The sequence below is a fragment of the Methylobacillus pratensis genome, assembly GCF_054072455.1.
The window spans coordinates 112,316-133,908 of record NZ_JBSUSR010000007.1; the positions used below are offsets into that span (position 1 = coordinate 112,316).

Here is a 21,593-nt window from a genome sequence, read left to right on the forward strand (position 1 = left end):
ACCTGCAAGGTGCCTTTCAAAGCATCGTCAGCTGCTTGCTTCAGCAATCCAGCACCAGCACCTGCTCGGAAAGCCGGACCATGCGTTCCACCGGCGTGACCCATACGATGCCGTCGCCCACCTGGCCGGTATGCCCGACTTCGACGAGGACCTGCAATATGCCTTCCACCAGCTCGTCCGGGCAGACCACCTCGATGCGCACCTTGGGGCTGTAATCCGTGAGTTCCTCGCGGATGCCGAGCGTAGGGCGCGCCACGTGATGTCCGCACCCTTCCACCTTGCTCACCGTCATGCCGGGGAAGTTCTTGATGTTGCGCAGTCCGGAGCGGATCTTGGGCAGGCGCTGCGGCGGGATTATGGCTTTGATCTCTTTCATATTCTGCTCCTTGTCATCATGCTTCTACGCGCTGTTCTTCAAACTTGCGATATAGCGTCGGCACTACGACCAACGTCAGCAGGGTGGAAGTAATCAATCCCCCGATGACCACGATCGCCAGCGGACGCTGGATTTCCGATCCCGGGCCCGTGGCGAACAGGAAGGGCACCAGGGCCAGCATCGCCACCGTTGCCGTCATCATCACTGGCCGGAAGCGCTGCGTGCACCCTTTGAGGATGGCCTCGTTCTGGCCCAGGCCTTCGTCCCGCAGGCTGCGGATATAAGACACCAGCACCACGCCATTGAGCACGGCGATCCCCCACAGCGCAATAAAGCCGACCGAGGCAGGCACCGAGAGGTATTCCCCGGTCAGGAACAAGGCGATAATCCCGCCAATCGACGCGAACGGCAGCACCATGATGATCATGGTGGCATAGCGCACCGAATTGAACAGCAGGAACAGCAGGAAGAAGATCGCGCCTATCGTCACTGGAATGATCACCATGAGGTGCCCCATCGCACGCTCCATGTTCTGGAACTGGCCACCGAACTCAAGATAATACCCCTCGGGCAGCTTGAGCTTCTGGGTCAGCACCTGCTGCAACTCGGCGACAAACCCGCCCAAGTCGCGATCCTTGACGTTGATGCCGACCACCACGCGGCGCTTGGCCAGCTCGCGGCTGATCTGCGCCGGGCCGTCGCGCACCTCGATTTTCGCGAGGTCGCGCAATGCCACCCGCGAACCGTTGGGCGAGGTAATGAGGATATTGCTGATCGCCTCGATATTGCCGCGGAAGTTCTCCGGGTAGCGCACCGCCGCGCTGAAGCGGCGCTGCCCTTCGTAGATTTCCGTCGCCACCTTGCCGCCGATCGCGGTCTCGATCACGTCGTGCACGTCAGAGGCATTAATGCCATGTCGCGCAATCGCATGCCGGTCCACGGTGATGTTCAGATATTGCTGGCCGGAAACCTTCTCCACCTTGATTTCCGTGGCGCCGCGCACGCCGCCGGCAATCCGGGAAACCTCGTCCGCCTTGGCCTTGAGCAGGGTCATGTCCTCGCCGAACACCTTCACGGCCACGTCGGCACGCACGCCGGTCAGCAGTTCGTCCACGCGGTCGGAAATCGGCTGCGCCATGACAATCTGCACGCCTGGCAGGGAATGCTCCAGCACCTCACGCATTTTTTCTGCGATATCGTCCTGGGTCCAGCCATCCGGCCACTCTTCACGCGGCTTGAGGCTGATGATCGGCGTCGACTCGTTCTGCGCCTGCGGGTCGGCCGGGCTCTCGCCGCGGCCTACGCCGGATACCGCAGACTTCACGCCCGGCACCTTTTCCATGATCAGCCGCATGGCGTCGTTTTCCATCTTGGTCGATTCCTCGAGCGAGATATTAGGCACGCGGTTGATCCCCGGCACGATGGAGCCTTCCTTCATCTCCGGGATAAAGGAAGTACCGAGGAACGGCACCAGCAGGATAGTGCCGATGAACAAGGCAGTAGCGGCAATGATGGTGGTCTTGTCGTGCGCCAATGCCCAGTTCAACATCTTCAGGTAAGGACGCTTGATCGCCTGGATCAGGCGCGTATCCTCGCCACTGCCGCCCTTGAGAATGTAGGAGCACAGCACTGGGGACAATGTCAGCGAAATCACCAGCGAAATGAACAGCGCGATCGCGATCGTCAACGCCAATGGCGCAAACATCTTGCCCTCCATGCCCTGCAGCGTCATCAACGGCAGGAACACCAGGATGATCACGCCGACGCCGAACAATACCGGCGTTCCCACCTCGGCTGCGGCTTCCAGCACCACGCGCACCTTGCTCTCGCCAGGGCGATGCCCAAGGTGGTGGAATGCGTTCTCGACCACCACGACCGAGCCGTCGACCATCAGGCCGATTGCGATCGCCAGGCCGCCCAGCGACATGAGGTTGGCCGAGATGCCGTAATAGTTCATCGCCATGAAGGTGATCAACGGCGTAAGGATCAGCGTGCTCACCACGATCAGGCTGGAACGCACATCGCCGAGGAACAGGAACAGGATGATGATGACGAGGATGATGCCCTCGATGAGCACCTTGGTCACTGTTTTCAGGGCGGAATCCACAAGCTCGCTGCGGTCATAGTACGGCACGATCTGCAGGCCGCTAGGCAACATACCCTGCTCGTTGATCTCCTTGACCCTGGCCTTGACGCGGCTGACCACTTCCTTGGCATTGCCGCCGCGCATCATGATGACGATGCCGCCGACAGACTCGGTATAGCCATTCTTGACCACCGTACCCACGCGCACCTCATGCCCGACCTGCACTTCCGCCACGTCGCGCATGTAGACAGGGACCCCGTTCTGCTCCTTGAGCACGATATTGCGGATATCGTCGAGGTTCTCGATCAAGCCCACGCCGCGAATCAGGTATTGCTCCGCATACTGCGGCAACACTCCGCCGCCGCTGTTGGCGTTGTTGCGTGCCAGGGCCATGTAAATGTCTTGCAGCTTCAGGCCGTAGTGGCTCATGCGGTCCGGATTGACCAGAGCCTGGTATTGCTTGACGTAACCGCCCTGGGAATTGATTTCCGCAATGCCCGGGATACCGCGCAGCAATGGGCGCACCACCCAGTCCTGGATGGAGCGGCGTTCGGTCAGCTCTTCGCGCGACAACGGCTTTTCGCCGTCAGTCGGCTTCTCCAGGGTGAATTGATAGACCTCGCCCAAGCCGGTCGCCACCGGGCCGAGGATGGGCGTCACGCCTTCCGGCATGCGATCCATGACCTCCATCAGGCGCTCCATCACCAATTGGCGGGCGAAATACACATCCGTCTTGTCGGTGAACACCAGCGTGATCAACGACAAGCCGTTGCGGTTCATCGAGCGCATTTCCTCCAGGCCGGGCAGGCCTGTCATGGCGATTTCCAGCGGTACGGCAATGAAGCGCTCCACCTCTTCCGGGGAGCGGCCCGTTGCCTGGGTGGCGATCAGGACCTGGACGTTGGTAACGTCGGGAAACGCGTCGACGGAAAGCTTCTTCAGGGCAAACGCCCCGGCGGCCATCAAGGCCAGCGCCACGACCACGACGATCAGGCGCTGCTTGAGGGCAGCTCTAATGAGGGATTCGATCATGGCCTATTCCAGTTCCTTGCGCTTGCGCTCATTATTGACGTGGAAAGCGCCCTCGATAATGATGGTCTCGCCCTCTTCCAGGCCGGACGCCACGGCTGCCATCTCGTTGTACTCGCTGCCCAGCTCCACTTCGCGCAGGCGGAAGCGGTTGGGACCGATCTCGACATAGACGTAGTCCTTGTCGTTCTCGCGCACCACGGCACGCCTGGGCACTGCCAGCTGCACCGTAGGCTTGGACTGCACGAGCATGGAAACCAGCATGTCCGGCTTGATCGCCTCGTCACTGTTTTCCAGGTCGGTACGCACCGTGACGGTACGCGTCAGCGGATTCACCACGTCGCCGACAAAAATCAGCTTGCCGGTGAACTTGCGGTTGCTCAGGGCCGGGATCTCGATCTCGACATCCTCGCCTTCCTGCACCAGCTCGACCTGCTGTTCAGGCACTTCGGCCACCGCCCACACTCGCGACAGGTCCGCGACGATGAACAATTCCTCCGCCGGCTGCACCACCTGGCCCAAGTTGACCTTGCGGCTGATCACCGTGCCGGAAAGACGCGAATCCACGTTGCTGTAGGAACGCAATTGTCCGGAACTAGCGATTTGCGCAATGGACTTTTCCGACATGCCCAGTACCTGCAGTTGCTCCTTGGCCGTGTACAAATCGGCCTTGGCAGCGCTCAATTCGGCCTCCCGGCGCTGCAGTTCGGCAGCCCCGATCACATCGGCCTCGAGCAGCTGGCGCGCGCGCTCCACCGCCTTGGTCTGCAACGCGATCTGCTGCGATGCCTTGATGTAAAGCAATTGGTTCTGCGCAAGTTCGGTGCTGTTCAACGTTGCGAGCACCTCGCCCTGCTTGACGTCTTGTCCCAGGATCGCGTTGATGTCGGTGATGCGCCCGGTGACCGAGGCGCCAATACGCGCCACGCGCTGGTCATCGACCTGGATGCTGCCGGGCACGCGCAAGACTTCTCGGATTTCCGCCTTGCCGGCGGGGGCAAGCTTGACCTGGCTCTGCAACAGCTCGGAAAGCTCGACGATGTTAGGGTCTTTATGCTCCTCTGCAGCCTCATTAGGCGTTTCGGCCGGCTTGCAGGCGGACAGCAGCAAAGCCATCACGACCAGGCCGCTTGCCGCGAAGGTGGAATACGGTTTCAATAAGGAATCGGGGAACATTACGGCTTAACCTCCAGAAGTTCTGTACCAAGCAGACGCTCTATTTCCAGCATGCTGCTGACATAATCGAATTTTGCGGCAAGGTAGTCCTTGCGTACGACACGGAAAGTACGCTGGGCATCCATATACTCGAGGATGCCGCGCTCGCCGTACCGATAGGCGGCCTCTGCCACCTTGAGCACCGACTCGGCCTGGCTAAGCAAGCCATTCTCGAAAGCGGCCAGCTGCTGCTGTGCAATCAGGTAGCGCTGGTAGGCTGCCTCCATATCCCGGCGCAGCCCCAGCTCGCGGTCGTGCAGGGTGGCCTGGGTTTGGCGCACGTCGGCGGAAGCCGCCGCGATCGGGCCTTGGCGCCTGTCCCACAATGGCAGGGGAATCGCCACGCCGAAGCGCATCTGCCTGAGGTCAGGGTCTTCCTCGACGCTGGCCTTGAGCGTCAGGCCGGGATTACGCAAGCGTTCCTCCAGCTTGAGCTTGGCCTCGGCAGTTTCAGTCGCCGCCCGCAGTTGCGACAACTGCGGACTGTGCAGCACCTGGTCGCGCAGCTTTTCCAGCGACGGCAAACCGTAGCCCATGGGCAACTCGCCCTCCACGTCAAACTCAAGTGGGATGCTCGAACCCAGCAAGCCGCGCAGATAGGCCTTGCCCTCGCTGACCCTCACCAGCGCCGATTGGTAATCACGCTCTGCAGCCAACGCCTCGGTATCGGCCTTGATCAGCTCATATCGGGGCGCCTCGCCGACTTCCACCCTCAGCTTGACCCGCTCGCGGATCTGCTGCAGCAGGTTGCGGTCGCCTTCCACCAGCCTGAGCACGGCCTTGCGCTGGATGACATCGTAAAATGCATTCTTGACACGGGAGCGCAGCTCGATACGGATCAGTTCCGTTCCGGCATCCGCCACCTTGGTCCCCGATTCTGCGGCCGCAATCCTGGCTTCGCGCACCCATGGATAATCCAAGGGTTGGGACAAGCCGACGTTCCAGTTGCGGTTACCGCCCTGCCCGCCCGGCGTCAGGTAACGGCTTGGACCCATCACCGCTTCCACCTGGGGGTTGCTGTACGTCGATGCGGTGGTGACCGCGGCTTGCGCGGCATCGCGCTGTGCCGCCGCAATGCCAAGCGCGGGGTTGTATTGCATGGCCGTATCGATCATGTCTGGCAGCGTATATGCCGCCAATGCTGCTGGCACATGACCGCATACCAGCATAACGGATAGCACGCGCACAAAAAATGTACGCAGGCCAGCTTGCGGTACTGGCAATGCACCATGCCGGCGCATGCCTGTCTCTATGTTTGTTTTCATGTCACTTTTGAACCGATTGATCAACTTTTTCCACATTGATGCATTGCTTATAGCCAACATATGCGGAGCGTACTAGCCTGCCGCGAAGGGCAGGTTCCTGATGTGCACTATTGCCGTAGCTCGGTTTCGCTTTCTGTCGGATATCGTTGTTTTGCTGGGATATCCTTAGCAAGGCCTGGGCCAGGGCTATGCATCAGGAGGTGACACCGTGATAAATCCTACTGACCGATGCAGCACTTGCTAGATGAAGACATGCTGCCTCAGGGCGGATTCCAGGCGCAATCAGGCAATAGGAGGACGGGTAATCAGGAAGAGATCGGGTTGGCGGTAAGTCTCGGCCAGAATGGCGAGCTTGAGATCAAAAACAAAGGGCGGGCGCACTAAAGGCATATGCATGACCAGGATGGGTTCGCTGACCTCGCGGTCATTATCCATTTCAACCTGCTGCACATGGGTAACACTCGGATCGTCATACTCCATTGCATACGATTGCTCGGCTTGCTGGGCAAACAAACACAGGCACACAATGACGCTGAGTAACGCAAACACGCGTTTTGCAAAAGACATGGTTCGATTATAGCCAGAAAATCCAATGCTGAGAACCAGTTTGCGGCGTTGTCCCTACATTAAACGCGGCCAACAAAACTCGGCGAAGCGCTCCTGGCTAGGCGTTCTGCGGCAGGCCATACAGGTAGTGATTCGGCAAAGCAGCGCAACAACGCCAGGCGAGTACTGCCGCTAGATGCGGCGCCAGCTCGTGCCTTGTGCTGTATCCTCAAGGATGACGCCTTGCGCGGTCAACGCATCGCGGATCCGGTCCGCCTCGGCAAAGTTCTTGCCCTTGCGGGCCAGCAGCCGCTCCTCGATCAGCCGTTCGATTTCCTCTGCAGCCATGCCCGCCGCGGCATCCCCTTGCAGGAACTCGTCAGGATCGCGCTGCAGCAAGCCCAATTGCCCGGCCAGCGCCTTGAGCAGGCCGGCCTGGACTACTGACGCCGTGCGGTTGGCTTCGTTCGCCAGCTCGAACAATACGGCAAACGCTTCCGGCGTATTGAAGTCATCGTCCAGCGCCTGCTTGAAGCGCTGCGCGTCCGGCTGCTGCCAGTCGATGTCAGCCGGCGGCAGCTCAAGCCCGCGCAAGGTGTTGTAAAGCCTGGTCAACGCCTGCTTGGCGTCGTCCAGGTGGTGGTCGGAATAGTTCAGCGGGCTGCGGTAGTGCGCCCGCAGTATGAAGAAGCGCACCACTTCCGCATCGTACTTTTCAAGCACCTCCCGGATAGTGAAGAAGTTGCCGAGCGACTTCGACATCTTTTCGTCATCCACGCGGATGAAGCCGTTATGCATCCAGTAATTGACGAACGTGCAGCCATGCGCGCCTTCGCTCTGCGCAATCTCGTTTTCATGGTGGGGGAACTGCAAGTCCTGCCCGCCGCCGTGGATATCAAAGTGCTGGCCGAGATGCCGCGCGCCCATTGCGGAACATTCGATATGCCAGCCCGGACGGCCCGGGCCCCAAGGTGAATCCCAGCTCGGCTCGCCTGGCTTGGCCGCCTTCCACAACACGAAATCCATCGGGTCGCGCTTGTGCGCGTCTACCTCCACTCGCTCCCCAGCACGCAAATCCTCGAGCGACTTACCTGACAGCTTGCCGTAGTTAGCGAAACTGGACACCGCATAATAGACGTCGCCATTATCGGCCGCATAGGCATGCTGCTTTTCGATCAGCGCGCTGATCATGGCAATCATTTCATGGATATAGTCGGTGGCGCGCGGCTCGAGATCGGGACGCCAGACGCCTAGCCGTGCCGCATCCTCATTCATCGCGTCGATGAAGCGGCTGGTGAGCGCGGTGATGGTCTCGCCATTTTCATTCGCGCGCGCGATGATCTTGTCGTCGATATCCGTGATATTGCGCACATAGGTCACGTCGTAACCGGAACTGCGCAGCCAGCGGTTCACCATGTCAAACACCACCATGACGCGCGCATGCCCCAAGTGGCAGTAGTCGTAGACTGTCATGCCGCAGACATACATGCTGACCTTGCCTGCCACGATCGGGTAAAAAGTCTGCTTTGCGCGCGCAAGCGTGTTATAGATTTTCAACATAGTTCAGGTTGCGAGGTGTAGGGATTGGAAGGTTCGTCATCAAGCAGCGTGTTGTTGATCATGCCTGCTACGCTGGCAGTAGTGCTTGCATGCGCTTATTGATAGAATTATGACCATAATAATAGCCTGGAATTATAGCATATGCCTATTGCACGCGCGCTGAGCCATAGCCTGCTGATCGCCGCTTTACTGCTCTCGCCGAAGGGATGGGCAAGCGAACTGGACGAAATCAACCAGCTCGCGGAACAAGGCAAAACAGCCCAGGCGCTGCAGCGCCTGAACGGCTACCTGGGCAAGCAGCCTACCGATGCCAAGGCGCTGTTCCTCAGGGGCGTGCTGCTCGCCGAGAGCGACAAGCAGGACGAGGCCATCAAGGTGTTCAGCGAACTCACGGAAAAATACCCGCAACTACCCGCGCCATACAACAACCTGGCAGTACTCTATGCCTACCAGGGCAATTACGAAAAAGCCAAGGCCGCGCTCGAGGCCGCCATCCGCACCCACCCCAGCTACGCTACCGCCCACGAAAACCTGGGGGATATCTACGCCCGCATGGCGTCGGAATCGTACAGCCGGGCCTTGCAACTCGACACCAGCAACAGCCGCGCCAAGAGCAAGCTCGCGCTGATCAAGGACTTATTGCCGCCGCCCGGCGACATCGCTGCCGCCAAGGCGCCATCCAAGGAGGCGGTCAAGCCCAGCCTCGCCACAGCCCCGGCGCCAGCCAAGATAGAGTCCAAGCCGGTGCCCGCGCCTGCCAAGCCCGCGGAAACCAGCAAGCCTGCTACCGATCCTGTGCCTGCGAGTACCAAGCCTGCCGTGCCGGAAGTAGCGGCGATACCGACAGCCCCTGCGGAACAAAAGAAAACTGACCAGACACAAGCCGTGCTGAATGCCGTAGAATCCTGGGCGAAAGCCTGGTCCAGCCAGAATGTGGAGCAATATCTCGCCAGCTATGCCAAGGACTTCAAGACACCAAACGGAGAAAGCCGGTCAAGCTGGGAAGCGACACGCAAAACGCGCATCGGCAAACCTTCACGGATAGAGGTCAAATTGACCAACGTGCAAATCAGCATGGAAAATGAATATACTGCGCGCGCAGCATTCCAGCAATCCTACGAGGCTGACCATCTATCGCAACGCACACGGAAGCAACTGGTTCTGGTTCAACAGCAAGGCAAGTGGTTGATCCAGCAGGAACTAACAAACCGGTAACCCTAATTACTAGAGCATGATCAAGCGCTTTACCAAACTTCTATCCGCCGCCCTGCTCATCGGGGGCGGCCTGCTGCCCTGGAACGCCACGGCGGACAAATCCAGCCCGCTCCCAGGTAATGTCCTGCCTGCATTCAGCAGCAATCAGGCCGAGCGCCTGCTGGTGCAAAGCCTGCTTGAAATCAATGAGGGCCAGTTGCGCGAAGCCTTGGATACCATAGACCAGTTACTGCAAACCGTACCCAATTTCCGCCTTGCCCACCTGGTGCGCGGCGACTTGCTGATGGCTTTTGCGCAACAGTCCACCAAGCTGGGCGATGAAAAGAATGCCGCGGTGTCTGACTTTCAGGAAGAAGCCAAGGCCAGGATAGAACGCCATCTTGCTACCCCGCACGAGGGCAAGATCCCTGACGTGCTCTGGCGCATGGCGCCGGAACAGCGCTATGCGATCGTGGTGGACACGGCGAAGTCAAGGCTGTACGTTTACCAGAACCGCGACAGCCAGCCCCATCACTTGGTCGACTACTACATCACCATGGGCAAGAACGGCAGCGAGAAATTCGTCGAGGGGGATAAGCGCACCCCGCTGGGTGTTTATACCGCCGGGAAAAAGCTGGAGCGCAAGCTGCCAGATTTCTACGGCGAGGCCGCCTATCCCTTGAACTACCCCAACCCGCTGGATAGGCAACAAGGCAAGAAAGGCCACGGCATCTGGCTGCACGGCACGCCCAAGGACGTTTACAGCCGCCCGCCCAAGGCCAGCGACGGCTGCGTCGTCATTGCCAACCCCGACATCAAGGCCCTGACCCCGGTATTGCAGCAGGGCGCGACACCGGTCATCATCAGCAACAGCCTAGAATGGATCACGCCCGAAGAGGCCAGGCAGCGCCAGCAGGCGCTGGATCACGCCCTGGAACAATGGCGCCGTGACTGGGAAGCGCAGAGTACGGAACACTACCTTGCGCACTATGCCAAGGACTTCTTCAGCGATAGCGGCAACCTGGAAAACTGGAGCCAGAACAAGCGGCGCATCCAGGCCGGCAACGCCAAAGTGCAGATCAAGCTATCCAACATCAGCATGTTCCGCTATCCTAATGCCCCAACGTCCATGGTTTTGGTCAGCTTCGACCAGGACTACAAGAGCGATGCACTCGCCAACAGTATGAAGAAACAGCAGTACTGGGTGTGGGACAATCAGCGCTGGAAGATCATGTATGAAGGTCCCGCATGATGCAGATTTTGACATTGGAGGAAATTCTAATGCGCGCAACAACACGTGCCTTACTCACCCCGTTCCTGTACCTAGCCATGCTGTGCGCCAGCCTGGCGGCGATTGCCGCCGACAATGCGCCGCAACAGCTGGAAGTACAGACCAATCACGGCAGCTTCGTCATCGAGCTCTACCCGGACAAGGCGCCTAAAACCGTCGCCAACTTCATCCAGTACGTCACCAGCGACTTCTACACCGGCACTACCTTCCACCGTACTGTGGACCGTTTCATGGTGCAAGGTGGCGGCCTCACTGCCGACATGAAGGAAAAATCCACCTTTTCGCCAATCGAGAACGAATCCAACAACGGCCTCAAGAATGAATACGGCGCCGTCGCCATGGCGCGCGCGTTCGCGCCCAATTCCGCGACTTCGCAATTCTTCATCAACCTGTCGGACAACAAGTTCCTCAACTTCCACAAGCCCGAAGCCGCCTATATCGGCTATTGCGTGTTTGGCAAGGTGATCAAGGGCATCGACGTGGTCGAGCGCATAGGGAAAAGCCCAACCAGGGTAGTAGGCGCTCACCTCAACGTCCCGGTCGAGCCGGTCGTCATTGAAAAGGTGGCATTGCTGGACCAGCCAATCAACATTGCCGATCGCCTGGACTACAAGAAAGTCAAAACTATCGCGCAGACAGAAACGCCAACCAAAAGTAAAGGAAAGAAACCTTGATTAAGCTACATACCAATTTCGGTGAAATCACCCTGGAACTCGATGAGGAAAAGGCGCCGATCACCGCTGCCAACTTCATCCAGTACGTCAAAGATGGCTTTTACGACAATACCATCTTCCATCGCGTAATTGACGGCTTCATGATCCAGGGCGGCGGCTTCACCTCGGACATGCAGCAGAAGCCGACCAATGCGGCAATCAAGAATGAAGCCAACAACGGCCTGCAGAACAAGACTTATACCATCGCCATGGCGCGCACGCCTGCCCCGGACTCTGCCAGCAGCCAGTTCTTCATCAACGTATCCGACAACGACTTCCTCAACTTCACCGCGCCAACCTCCCAAGGCTGGGGCTATGCCGTGTTCGGCAAAGTGACAGCCGGCACGGAAGTCGTCGATCAGATCAAGAAGGTCAAGACCGGCAGCAAGAACGGCCACCAGGATGTTCCTCTGGAGCCAGTGATCATCGAACGCGCAGAAATCGTTTAGCAGCACCAGCATGGGATCTGCAGGGCAGGAGAAAACGGCATTCAGCCTGTTGATTTCCGACCTGCACCTGTGCGATTCTAGACCCGCCATTACCGCCCAGTTTCTTGGCTTCCTGCAGCAGCAGGCCAGCCAAGCTGAGGCGCTTTATATCCTCGGCGATTTTTTCGAATATTGGGCCGGAGACGACGATCTTGCCCAGCACCAGCCCATCATCCAGGCATTGCGTGCATTATCCGAGCAAGGCACCCAGCTCTACTTCATGCACGGCAACCGGGATTTGCTCATTGGCGAGGCATTTGCCGCCGCAGCCGGGCTGACATTGCTGCCCGACCCGACACTCGTCACGCTGTATGGCAAACGCGCATTGTTGAGCCATGGCGATGCGCTATGCACCGATGACGTCGCCTACCAGGATTTCCGCCGCCAGGTGCGCGCCCCTGCCTGGCAGCAGGCTTTCCTGCAACAACCGCTCAGCGCGCGCAAGGCCCAGATCGAGGCACTGCGCCAACGCAGCGAGCAGGAGAAATCCGGCAAGCAGGAAAGCATCATGGATGTGAATGCAGAGGCAGTCACTATATTGCTGCGCGAGTACGATTACCCTGAACTATTGATCCACGGACACACGCACCGCCCTGCATTGCATACCCTGGAAGTGGACGGCCACAGGGTGGACCGTTGGGTGCTCGGCGACTGGTACGAGCAGGGCAGCTGCCTGGTTGTAGACCGGCAAGGCGTGCGCAACCGGCCATTACCATGACAATTTGACTTGTTAAGCGATCACGGAGCGTAGCCCGGTATCGCCGCCTCATCCACTGCGTCGATTTGCCCGGGTTGCAGGTAGCGCCTGGCATATCGCAAGTAGACCTTTTCCCGGATGAAGATATCGAACAAATCGGGATCGATATGCTGGTCCAGCTTCATTTCCCCCAGAATATGCAATGCCTCAGACAAGGTCTTGGCCTTCTTGTACGGCCTGTCGCCGGAAGTCAGCGCCTCGAAGATATCGGCGATGCACATCAAGCGCGCCGGAATGGAAAGCTGTTCCTTGGTCAATCCGCGTGGATAGCCATGGCCGTCGAGGCGCTCATGATGGCCGCCGGCATATTCAGGAACGCGCTGCAGCCCAGGAGGATAAGGCAGGGACTCCAGCATATCGATGGTGACGACGATATGCTGATTCACCACCTGGCGCTCTTCCGGCGTCAACGTGCCGGAACTGATGGTCAGGTTGTACACCTCGTTCTCGGTGAGGAAATTCACTGTCTTGCCTGACTCGTCCTCCAACTGGTATTGAGCAATCTTCTTCACCCGCTCCTGATCCTCAGCGAGCATCGATTCGGAGCCCACATTCACCCGTTGTAAGAATGCGAGGTCGTCATCAAGCTGCCTGATCCAGTCGGCATGTTGCCGCTCAAGCGTATCCCGCCCTTGCTCGCGCCCCTGGCGGGCCTCCTCGAGCTGTTGCCGCAGCAGGCGGCATTCCGCCTGTTTTTTCATCAAGGCAAACCGTTGCTCGAGCAGGCCAATACGGTCAAAAATCGTGGAAAGCTTGGTCGGCTTGTCCATCAAGGATTCGGGCGTCGCGATCTTGCCGCAGTCGTGCAGCCATGCGGCAATGCGCAACTCGTCCAGCTCCTTGCCGTTCATGTAAAAGTCCTTGAGCGGCCCTGATGCCGCCCGGTTCACCGCGGCAGCCAGCATCATGGCCAGTTCGGGCACGCGCCTACAATGGCCACCGGTATAGGGCGACTTGGCATCGATCGCCCCGGCAATCAGGCGGATAAAGGCCTCGAACAAATTCCGCAAACCCTCTATCAGCTGGCGGTTGGTCAGCGCAATCGCGGCCTGCGACGCCAGGGATTCCACCAGCTGCTGGCTGGAATCGGAAAAAGGCAAGATCTGCCCGGCAGCATCCTTGGCATTGATCAACTGCAGGACACCGATGATCTCGCCCTCGTGGTTCTTCATGGGCACGGTGAGGAAGGAGCGCGAACGGTAGCCGGTAGTCGCATCGAACTGCCGCGTCCCGGAAAAGTCGAATCCCTCTGCTGAATAGGCGTCCTCGATATTGACGGTGCAATCGTTGAGCACGGCATAGGCCGCCACCATATGGTGATTGGGCTGCCCGTTGGCGAGATAAAGCGGCAGGGGCTGGAAGGGAATGGGGTTGCCGGTGGTGCCGCCCATGGCGATGCCAAGCGAGGTGGTCCGCATGATCTCGAAGCGTAGCGTTTTGTCCTGCGTCACGCTGTAAAGGGTGCCCGCATCCGCATTGGTCAGGCGCTTGGCGCTCATCACGATCATTTCCAGCAGCCGCTGGTGGTCGTGCTCGGCAGACAGGGCAATGCCTATTGCGTTCAGGTCTTCCAGCTGCTTGACCAATGCGCCGCGTGCCGTCATTCACCCTCCGTCCGGTTCGACCAAAAAACTATGCCAGCGAGAATAACATCCTGACCCCGGCCAGCTCGATAATATCGCCATCCGCCAATACCTGCGCATGCAGCCCTACCGCAGCGCCATTCAGAACCGGGCGGCCGTCGCCCTCGACATGGGAAAGAAAGTAGCCGTGCGTCCGCTTGGTGATGACGGCCACCTGCACCCCGCTCTTGCCCAGCGTCGTCAAGGTTTTCCTGATGACCAGCTCCCGCCCGGGACTAGCGCCATTCAATACTTTGACCTTGGCGAGACCGGCAGGTTGCAATCCGGCCGTCCCATTTACCGCCTGTCCATCGACACACTGGTCTACAGGCTCCGGAGGCGCCTCGGCGGCTTGCTTTTCAGCCGCCTCCGCCATCATTTCCTTGATGATCGGCATGACCAGCACCGTTTTCTCGAATCCGCGATCGGCGGCAAGGTCTTCTTCAAGATACTCGATCTGGTGACGCCCAAGGCCTATCCTGTCGCCATCCTGCAGCTGATGCCGCGTAATGGCATGGCCATTCACCAAGGTGCCGTTTGTGCTGCGATTGTCCTCGATATAGAACACGCCATCCTGTGCCAGCACGGCGGCATGCTCGCCGCTGATAGCAAGGTTTTCCAGCCTGATATCGCAGCTGGGCCGCCGCCCGATGGTCAAGCGCTGCTTGTCCAATGGAAACTCAGCCAGAAAATCGCCTTCCAGCGTAAGCACCAATTTCGCCATGAATAAAGCTCCCTTTCAGCTAGGCTGCCGCCCTTGAATCCTTCGTCCCCTGAGCCAGCAAACCTGCTTTGATTTTTATGGTTATTATGCAGCACAATCTTTACAAAGCCTGCGTCAGATTACAAGCCTCTTATCGCTTCAGTGAATATTTCACAGCATGAGACGGATAAAAAAAATAGCCAGCACAACGGCTGGCTATTCATGCATCAATACGGGAGAAACTACTTCCTGCCTCGCTGGAACTCATCGGGCCGGGCTTCCGCCGCGATCTTGTCCAGCACGCCGTTGACATACTTGTGGCCGTCAGTGCCGCCATAGAGCTTGGCCAACTCCACACCCTCATTGATGGCGACGCGGTAAGGGATGGTCACGTCATGGATCAACTCGTACGCAGCAATACAGAGGATGGCATGCTCGATCGGGCTGAGTTCGGATATCTGGCGATCCAGCGAGCCCACCAGGCGAGCGTCCAGCTCGTCGATGTTCTCAGCCACGCCTTCGAGCAATTGGCGGAAATATTCGTAATCCGCGCGGTCGAAATCAGGATCGTCGGCCAGCTCGCGGATAATGACCGAGACATCCTTCTGGTTCATCAAGCCCAGGTAGACGCCCTTGAGCACCAGCTCGCGCGACTTGCGGCGGCTGCGCCCGGCTTTCGGGGCTGGCTTTTTCGCCTCTACCGGCTTCTTGTCTTGGTCGCTCATAGTTGCTTCAGCAGGTTGATCATTTCAACCACGACTTCCGCAGCCTCGGCACCCTTGATCGCCATGCGGGCTTCGGCCTGCTCGTCGTTCTCAGTGGTGAGGATGGCGTTGGCGACAGGAATGCCGGTGCTCAGCTGCACATCGGAAATACCGCGCGCGGACTCGTTGGAAACCACTTCGAAATGGTAGGTCTCGCCACGGATGATGGCACCCAGCGCGATCAGGCCGTCAAACTGCTCGCTATCCGCCATCTGCAACAGAATGGCTGGCGTTTCCAGCGCGCCGGGCACGGTAGCGAGCGTAATGTCGTCATCGGCCACGCCCAGCTTTTGCAGCTGGTCGACACAAGCCTTGAGCAAGCCGTCGCCGATGTTGCTGTTGAAACGCGACAGCACGATACCGATGCGCAAGTCCTTGCCATTCAAATCTACTGCAATTTTCTTCATGATTTCGTCCGAACTAGGCGCAGCCAAACTACGCGATTGAAATGAGCCAGGCAATCCGCTGGCGAATCTCGTTATTTTAACACGCCAGGGGAGACGTTAGGAGAGCCGGACAGCAGTTCGGCATGGCGAAAACAATCCACGACGTGGTCGTTCACCATGCCGACTGCCTGCATGAAGGCGTAGCAGATGGTGGATCCGACAAACTTGAAGCCATGCTTCTGCAAGGTCTTGGACATCTGGTCGGATGTCTCGGTCCTGGCAGGCACATCCGCCAGGCCAAGCCGTCGGTTGATCTGCGGTTTGCCTTGCACGAACTGCCAGAGGAAGGCATCCAGGCTGCCGTATCTCGCCTGCACCTCCAGTGTTGCGCGGGCGTTGCCGATGGCGGCATTTACCTTGAGCCGGTTGCGGATGATACCCGGGTCCGCGAGCAAGGCCTCGACCTTGTCCGCATCGTAGGCCGCGATTTTGGCGATATCGAATTGGTCGAACACCTCGCGGTAATGCTCCCGCTTCTTCAGCACGGTGCTCCAGCTCAACCCGGCCTGGGCGCCTTCGAGCACCAGAAACTCGAACAGCAGCCTGTCGTCGTGCACGGGCACGCCCCACTCCGTATCATGATAAACGACATCCAAGGCGCCCTTGGCCCATCCGCAGCGGCAGAGGTCAGTCACAACAATTTCCAATAGCAAACATCAATGGAACAAGATAACCGCTTTCTGCAAAGTGTTCCAGATGCCGTATGTGATCGGGATGCCGACCGCGACCCATACCGCCACAGCCAATACGGCATTGCGCTTGTGTGCGGCTGCCTGCGTCATCTTCTGCGCCTGCTCATGCGAGACCTTTTTTTCCGCCTCCAGCTCGGCCGGGGTCATGTAGTGCTTCTCCGCCACCGGGCGCACCAGCAGGTTGCAGATCAGGCCGACCAGCAACAAGCCTGCCAGCACGTACATGATCATGTTGTAGGCATGGTCGGCCGGAACGCCATGGTCGAGCTGGTAGTCACGCAAATAATTGACGATCACCGGCCCCAGCACCCCGGCGGTGGCCCAGGCGGTCAACAACCGACCGTGAATCGCGCCCACGTGCTGGGTGCCGAAAATGTCGGCCAGGTAAGCCGGAATCGTGGAAAAGCCGCCGCCATACATGGTGAGGATAATGCAGAACAAGCCCGCAAAAAGCGCCACGCTGCCTATGCTGCCCGCCCAGGGGGACAGCACATAGAGCACGAAGCCCAAGGCAAAAAAGATCACATAGGTCAGCTTGCGGCCGAGGAAATCCGAGCAGGATGCCCAGCCGATTCGCCCCAGGATATTGAAGAAGGAAAGCAGCCCGGCGAAACCGGCGCCGATGGCCGCCACTTGCAATTTCTGGTCTCCGCTTAGTTCCGCCAGCTTCAGCGGCACATCGATCAGCCTTCCGCCAAACACCTCCTGCAACATCGGCGATGCCATGCCGATCACGCCGATCCCGGCGCTGACGTTGAGGCACAGCACCCACCACAGCAGCCAGAACTGCGGCGTCTTGTGCGCCTGGTTCACATGCACATGGTGCGGCGTAATCATGGCCTTGCCATTGCTCGCTGGAGGCGTCCAGCCCTCGGGCTTCCAATCATGCGCTGGCACCCGGTAGCCCAGCGAGCCTATCATCATGGCGATAAAGTACAGCACGCCCATGGTGGCGAAGGTTTCCCACACGCCGACGGAAGTCTCGGTGGCGAAATAATTCATGAGCGTATTGGCAAGCGGCGCGCCTATCATGGCGCCGCCACCGAACCCCATGATCGCCATGCCGGTCGCCATGCCGCGCCGGTCCGGGAACCATTTGATCAAGGTCGAGACCGGGGAGATATACCCCAGCCCGAGGCCGATGCCGCCGATCACGCCCGAGCCCAGCCACATCATCCAGAGCTGGTGCGTATACACTCCGATCGCGGAAATCAGCAGACCTCCGCCCCAGCACACGGCGGCAACGGCGCCCGCCTTGCGCGGCCCGGCATGCTCCAGCCAATGCCCGAACACCGCCGCCGACGAGCCCAGGAAGACGAAGAACAAGGTATACATCCACCCCAGGTCGCTAATCTTCCAGTCGCAGGTGGTCGTGATCGCCCGCATCCAGAAACTGATATCCTCCCCGCACGCCAACGGCTCGGAAATCCCCAATGCCTTGGACAGCGGCAACCAGAACACGCTGAAACCGTAGGCCATGCCAATCGACAAATGCACAGCCAGCGCGGCGGGCGGCACCAGCCAACGGTTGTAACCCGGCCCTGCCGTAATACGTTCCTTGGAAAAAAAGCCTGCCATGCCCACCCCTCGGTTTTGTTCGAATTTAGAATTTATTTGCAAAGTAACAAAAGGAAACATTTTGTTACAAATAATCATACAAGTCGAATAAAACCGCAATGCCCGAACAGCTTTAATCATGTTCATCAATCTGTCATATTAGCGTCATATATTGCTCGTCATTCAACAAGTGAGGAAACACGACATGCCAGCGAATATTCTGGTAGTAGAAGACGAACCAGCAATCCAGGAATTGCTTGCGCTCAACCTGACGCAAGCAGGCCACAACCCGGTCCGGGCGTTGAGCGTGGAGCAGGCACAGATGCTGATCCGCGAAACATTGCCTGACCTGATCCTGCTCGACTGGATGCTGCCTGGCATGAGCGGTATCGAATTCGCACGCAAGCTGAAGGGCGACGAGCTGACCAAGGCCATTCCCATCATCATGCTGACCGCACGCGGCGAGGAAGCCGACAAGGTGCGCGGCCTGGAAGTCGGGGCGGATGACTATGTCACCAAGCCTTTCAGCCCGCGAGAGCTCAATGCGCGGATCAAGGCCGTGCTGCGCCGCCGTGCACCGCAAATGACCGATGACCCGCTCGAAGTCGGCGGCCTACGCCTGGACCCCATGACGCACCGCGTTTCCGGCAATGGCAAGACATTGGAGCTGGGGCCGACCGAATTCCGCCTGCTGCATTACTTGATGTCCAACCCAGAGCGCGTGCATTCCCGCACCCAGGTGCTGGACCGCGTATGGGGGGACCGCGTGTTCGTGGAAGACAGGACGGTGGACGTGCATATCCGCCGCCTGCGCCGCGCCCTTTCAGAATCCGGCCATGAAGAATTTATCCAGACAGTGCGCGGTGTCGGCTATCGTTTCTCTGCACAGTAGCTCATAATAACGACTGTCTTAAGACAAGAAGCATTTCGTGCAAGATATCCGCTGGAAAGCCTTGTGGCTGGGATTAGCCACTATATTCACCTGCCTGGTCGTCTGGGCGGCCACAGATGCCATAACGGCGCTATTGGCATTCAGCGCCATCGTGCTGTTGTACCTGGTCAGCCATCTTTACTGGCTGCACCAGTTGCTACAATGGTTCAAGAAGCCGGAGCTGAATACCATGCCGGTCGGTAGCGGCATCTGGGAAGACGTGTTTTCCGCCATCTATTACGAAAAACGCCGGAATAATCGCAGCCAGGCGCAAATCAGCTCTGCCCTCGACCGCTTTCGCCATGCGGCTAGCGCATTGCCTGATGGCGTAGTCCTGCTCAATGGCAATGACCAGATCGAATGGTGCAACCCGACGGCGGAAAGCCAGCTTGGCTTGTCCATGCGGCAGGATGCGGGGCAACCCATCACTTACCTGGTCCGGCCGATTGATTTCATCCAGTACCTGCAAAAACAGAACTACTCCGAGCCGATCAAGCTCAAGTCCTGGCGCACGACCGGCGCCACGCTGGAAATCCAGCTCGTGCCGTTCGGCAGCAACCAGAAGCTCCTGATTTCGCGCGATATCAGCCAGATGGAAAAGCTGGAAACCATGCGCCGCGACTTTATCGCCAATGTCTCGCACGAGCTGCGCACGCCCTTGACCGTGGTAGGCGGCTTCCTGGAAACGTTGACCGACATGGAAGGGGCGGTGCCGGAAAGCACGCGTGCATATTTCGGCATGATGCAGGAACAGACCGGCCGCATGCGTCGCCTGATCGAGGACCTGCTCACGCTCTCGCAACTGGAAAATAGCCCGGAAGCTCCGCAAGACAGCGAGATCGACCTGGGCACCCTGCTCAACATGCTGCTGCACGAAGGCATCAGCCTCAGCCAGGGCAAGCACGAAATCTCCCTCGAACCGGTGGAACCCGGCCTGTTCATCAAGGGCGCGACCGAAGAACTGCACAGCGCGCTGGGCAACCTGGTCAGCAACGCGGTGCGCTACACTCCGGCTGGCGGCAAGATCAACCTGCGGCTATTCCTGCGCGGCAAGGATGTGCTGTTCAGCGTGCAGGACACCGGCATCGGCATCGAGCAGCAGCATATCGACCGCCTCACCGAGCGCTTCTACCGCGTGGACCGCAGCCGCTCGCGCGAGACGGGCGGTACCGGCCTAGGACTGTCCATCGTCAAGCATATCCTCACCCGCCACCAGGGGCGTCTGGAAATTGAATCCGAAGCCGGCAAGGGCAGCACGTTCACCGCCGTGTTGCCGCAAAGCCGGCTGATCCGCAAACCGGTGCAGCAGGCGCAAACTACCGCCTAGGTAGCTGTTCCGCGGCTGGCGTTTTGACATATTGTTGCCAGTCGCGCCGGTAAACACGGATATCGGCACCCTTGATGCGCGCAGCGTTGAACAGCTTTCTGGCACGCATCGAATCCAGCCGGATGCCATAAGCCGCGTAGACGAAATCTGCCATCGGCGCGCTGCTCTTGCGGAAAAAGAGCAGCTGCGGCGAACTGCCGTAAAAACTCTCCACGAAACTCGTGATACCCGCCACGCCGTAATGCCCATCGTCCAGTTCCTCCAGCCAGGGGCCGCCTGAGTCGCCTATGGTCGGCATGGGTAATGCCGGGTCGTAATCCTCTTGATCATTAAGGCGATTCACCGCAGCGAGTGTTTCCAGCGTCGAGACCGCGCTGGCCTTGCTCTCGAACTGCACCTGGTAGCGCGCATAGAACAACGGGTCCAGGCTGGCATAGGCAGCAGGCACAAAAGCCTCAAAGCTCTCCGTTGCCTGGTGCACATTTTTACTTGCACAACGCAGGCTCACCGGCAGGGCGTCTGCCGCTCCATAGCCATAGCCGCACAACAATAGGGTATGTGCCGGTTCATCAAGCAGGACTGGCGCAATATCGATTTCATCAGGCAACTCGATATCGAACACCAGGACTGCCAGGTCATCGATCAGGTTGCCGCGCACCTTGTCGAACTCGGGGAATATGGCCTGCTTGAGCCGAGCTGTGGACAACAAGGGATAAGGCGCGCGCACGACAGCCAGCAAAGGCAAATCGTTGCGCTCATCCAGGCTTACCTCGCGCAGGCAGTGCGCTGCTGTCAACAATGTCATCGGCGTCCTGCCCACCACCACCGCGCTACATTGGCTATGGCTCACGCGCCATTCCTGGCGGTATTCATGCCATTCGCGATGCTCAAACGCCAACTGCACGACAGCCGTCCCGCTGACAGGAGCGCCGTTCATCAATGCCATGGCTGGCGGTACATGCACCAGCCAGCTCAGCATGATACAAAATCCAGTCACGCCATATGGTCTGCCCAAGAGGACCTCCCTGACA

At 58.9% G+C, this 21,593-nt stretch carries 20 protein-coding genes; 7 read left to right on the forward strand and 13 right to left on the reverse strand.

Going from position 1 to position 21,593, the window contains the following annotated elements; all coding sequences use genetic code 11:
• Positions 1-40 precede the first annotated feature (40 nt).
• The 6 genes from ACW4YW_RS13860 to cysS all read right to left on the reverse strand — a co-directional run bounded on the left by ACW4YW_RS13860 (position 41) and on the right by cysS (position 8,077).
• Positions 41-376, reverse strand: coding sequence for a P-II family nitrogen regulator (locus ACW4YW_RS13860; protein ID WP_457138086.1), 336 nt, complete (start codon positions 374-376; stop codon positions 41-43).
• A 16-nt stretch (positions 377-392) separates the two neighbouring features.
• Positions 393-3,494 carry an efflux RND transporter permease subunit gene (locus tag ACW4YW_RS13865; protein WP_457138087.1) on the reverse strand — a complete coding sequence of 1,034 codons (3,102 nt, stop codon included), beginning with the start codon at positions 3,492-3,494 and terminating at the stop codon, positions 393-395.
• Between the two features lie 3 nt (positions 3,495-3,497).
• Positions 3,498-4,667: an efflux RND transporter periplasmic adaptor subunit gene (locus ACW4YW_RS13870; protein ID WP_457138088.1), complete on the reverse strand. Its 1,170-nt coding sequence runs from the start codon at positions 4,665-4,667 to the stop codon at positions 3,498-3,500.
• Entirely contained in the window at positions 4,667-5,971 is a 1,305-nt protein-coding gene (locus ACW4YW_RS13875) for a TolC family protein (RefSeq protein WP_457138089.1), read from the reverse strand. Before ACW4YW_RS13875 ends, ACW4YW_RS13870 begins: the two co-directional genes overlap by 1 nt.
• A gap of 282 nt (positions 5,972-6,253) precedes the next feature.
• Positions 6,254-6,538: a hypothetical protein gene (locus ACW4YW_RS13880; protein ID WP_457138090.1), complete on the reverse strand. Its 285-nt coding sequence runs from the start codon at positions 6,536-6,538 to the stop codon at positions 6,254-6,256.
• A 171-nt stretch (positions 6,539-6,709) separates the two neighbouring features.
• Positions 6,710-8,077, reverse strand: a complete 1,368-nt coding sequence (gene cysS, locus ACW4YW_RS13885; RefSeq protein ID WP_457138091.1) for a cysteine--tRNA ligase — start codon at positions 8,075-8,077, stop codon at positions 6,710-6,712.
• Between the two features lie 141 nt (positions 8,078-8,218).
• Between cysS and ACW4YW_RS13890 the strand changes: the two genes are divergently transcribed.
• Genes ACW4YW_RS13890 through ACW4YW_RS13910 form a run of 5 tightly spaced genes read left to right on the forward strand, consistent with a single transcriptional unit; the run spans position 8,219 to position 12,481 of the window.
• On the forward strand, positions 8,219-9,292 hold the full coding sequence (locus tag ACW4YW_RS13890; RefSeq protein WP_457138092.1) for a L,D-transpeptidase Cds6 family protein: 1,074 nt from the start codon (positions 8,219-8,221) through the stop codon (positions 9,290-9,292).
• 16 nt (positions 9,293-9,308) lie between these two features.
• Positions 9,309-10,523, forward strand: coding sequence for a L,D-transpeptidase family protein (locus ACW4YW_RS13895; RefSeq protein ID WP_457138093.1), 1,215 nt, complete (start codon positions 9,309-9,311; stop codon positions 10,521-10,523).
• A 29-nt stretch (positions 10,524-10,552) separates the two neighbouring features.
• Entirely contained in the window at positions 10,553-11,236 is a 684-nt protein-coding gene (locus ACW4YW_RS13900; RefSeq protein ID WP_457138094.1) for a peptidylprolyl isomerase, read from the forward strand.
• Positions 11,233-11,724 carry a peptidylprolyl isomerase gene (locus tag ACW4YW_RS13905; protein ID WP_457138095.1) on the forward strand — a complete coding sequence of 164 codons (492 nt, stop codon included), beginning with the start codon at positions 11,233-11,235 and terminating at the stop codon, positions 11,722-11,724. Before ACW4YW_RS13900 ends, ACW4YW_RS13905 begins: the two co-directional genes overlap by 4 nt.
• Before the next feature lie 10 nt (positions 11,725-11,734).
• On the forward strand, positions 11,735-12,481 hold the full coding sequence (locus ACW4YW_RS13910; RefSeq protein ID WP_457138096.1) for a UDP-2,3-diacylglucosamine diphosphatase: 747 nt from the start codon (positions 11,735-11,737) through the stop codon (positions 12,479-12,481).
• A 20-nt stretch (positions 12,482-12,501) separates the two neighbouring features.
• Here ACW4YW_RS13910 and ACW4YW_RS13915 read toward each other — a convergent pair whose 3' ends face one another.
• The 6 genes from ACW4YW_RS13915 to ACW4YW_RS13940 all read right to left on the reverse strand — a co-directional run bounded on the left by ACW4YW_RS13915 (position 12,502) and on the right by ACW4YW_RS13940 (position 18,325).
• Complete coding sequence (locus ACW4YW_RS13915; protein WP_457138097.1) at positions 12,502-14,124, reverse strand: HD domain-containing phosphohydrolase; 1,623 nt, start codon at positions 14,122-14,124, stop codon at positions 12,502-12,504.
• Between the two features lie 28 nt (positions 14,125-14,152).
• Positions 14,153-14,866, reverse strand: coding sequence for an FHA domain-containing protein (locus ACW4YW_RS13920; protein ID WP_457138098.1), 714 nt, complete (start codon positions 14,864-14,866; stop codon positions 14,153-14,155).
• Positions 14,867-15,087: 221 nt separating this feature from the next.
• Positions 15,088-15,570, reverse strand: coding sequence for a transcription antitermination factor NusB (gene nusB, locus ACW4YW_RS13925; RefSeq protein WP_457138099.1), 483 nt, complete (start codon positions 15,568-15,570; stop codon positions 15,088-15,090).
• The gene (gene ribH / locus ACW4YW_RS13930) at positions 15,567-16,016 is read right to left on the reverse strand and encodes a 6,7-dimethyl-8-ribityllumazine synthase (protein WP_457138100.1); all 450 of its coding nucleotides are present in this window, start codon (positions 16,014-16,016) and stop codon (positions 15,567-15,569) included. Before ribH ends, nusB begins: the two co-directional genes overlap by 4 nt.
• A 71-nt stretch (positions 16,017-16,087) precedes the next feature.
• A complete protein-coding gene (locus tag ACW4YW_RS13935; protein WP_457138101.1) occupies positions 16,088-16,690 on the reverse strand; it encodes a DNA-3-methyladenine glycosylase I in 603 nt (200 codons plus the stop codon).
• A gap of 21 nt (positions 16,691-16,711) precedes the next feature.
• Entirely contained in the window at positions 16,712-18,325 is a 1,614-nt protein-coding gene (locus tag ACW4YW_RS13940; protein WP_457138102.1) for an OFA family MFS transporter, read from the reverse strand.
• 184 nt (positions 18,326-18,509) lie between these two features.
• Here ACW4YW_RS13940 and phoB point away from each other — a divergent pair, with 184 nt between their 5' ends.
• Together phoB and phoR are read left to right on the forward strand one after the other, a co-directional pair.
• Positions 18,510-19,196 (forward strand): phosphate regulon transcriptional regulator PhoB, encoded by a 687-nt coding sequence (phoB, locus tag ACW4YW_RS13945; protein ID WP_309564398.1) that lies wholly within the window; start codon positions 18,510-18,512, stop codon positions 19,194-19,196.
• A gap of 37 nt (positions 19,197-19,233) precedes the next feature.
• The gene (phoR, locus tag ACW4YW_RS13950) at positions 19,234-20,562 is read left to right on the forward strand and encodes a phosphate regulon sensor histidine kinase PhoR (RefSeq protein WP_457138103.1); all 1,329 of its coding nucleotides are present in this window, start codon (positions 19,234-19,236) and stop codon (positions 20,560-20,562) included.
• Here phoR and ACW4YW_RS13955 read toward each other — a convergent pair.
• Complete coding sequence (locus ACW4YW_RS13955; protein WP_457138104.1) at positions 20,552-21,541, reverse strand: trypsin; 990 nt, start codon at positions 21,539-21,541, stop codon at positions 20,552-20,554. The two genes, phoR and ACW4YW_RS13955, sit on opposite strands and share 11 nt — an antisense overlap.
• Between the last annotated feature and the right edge of the window lie 52 nt (positions 21,542-21,593).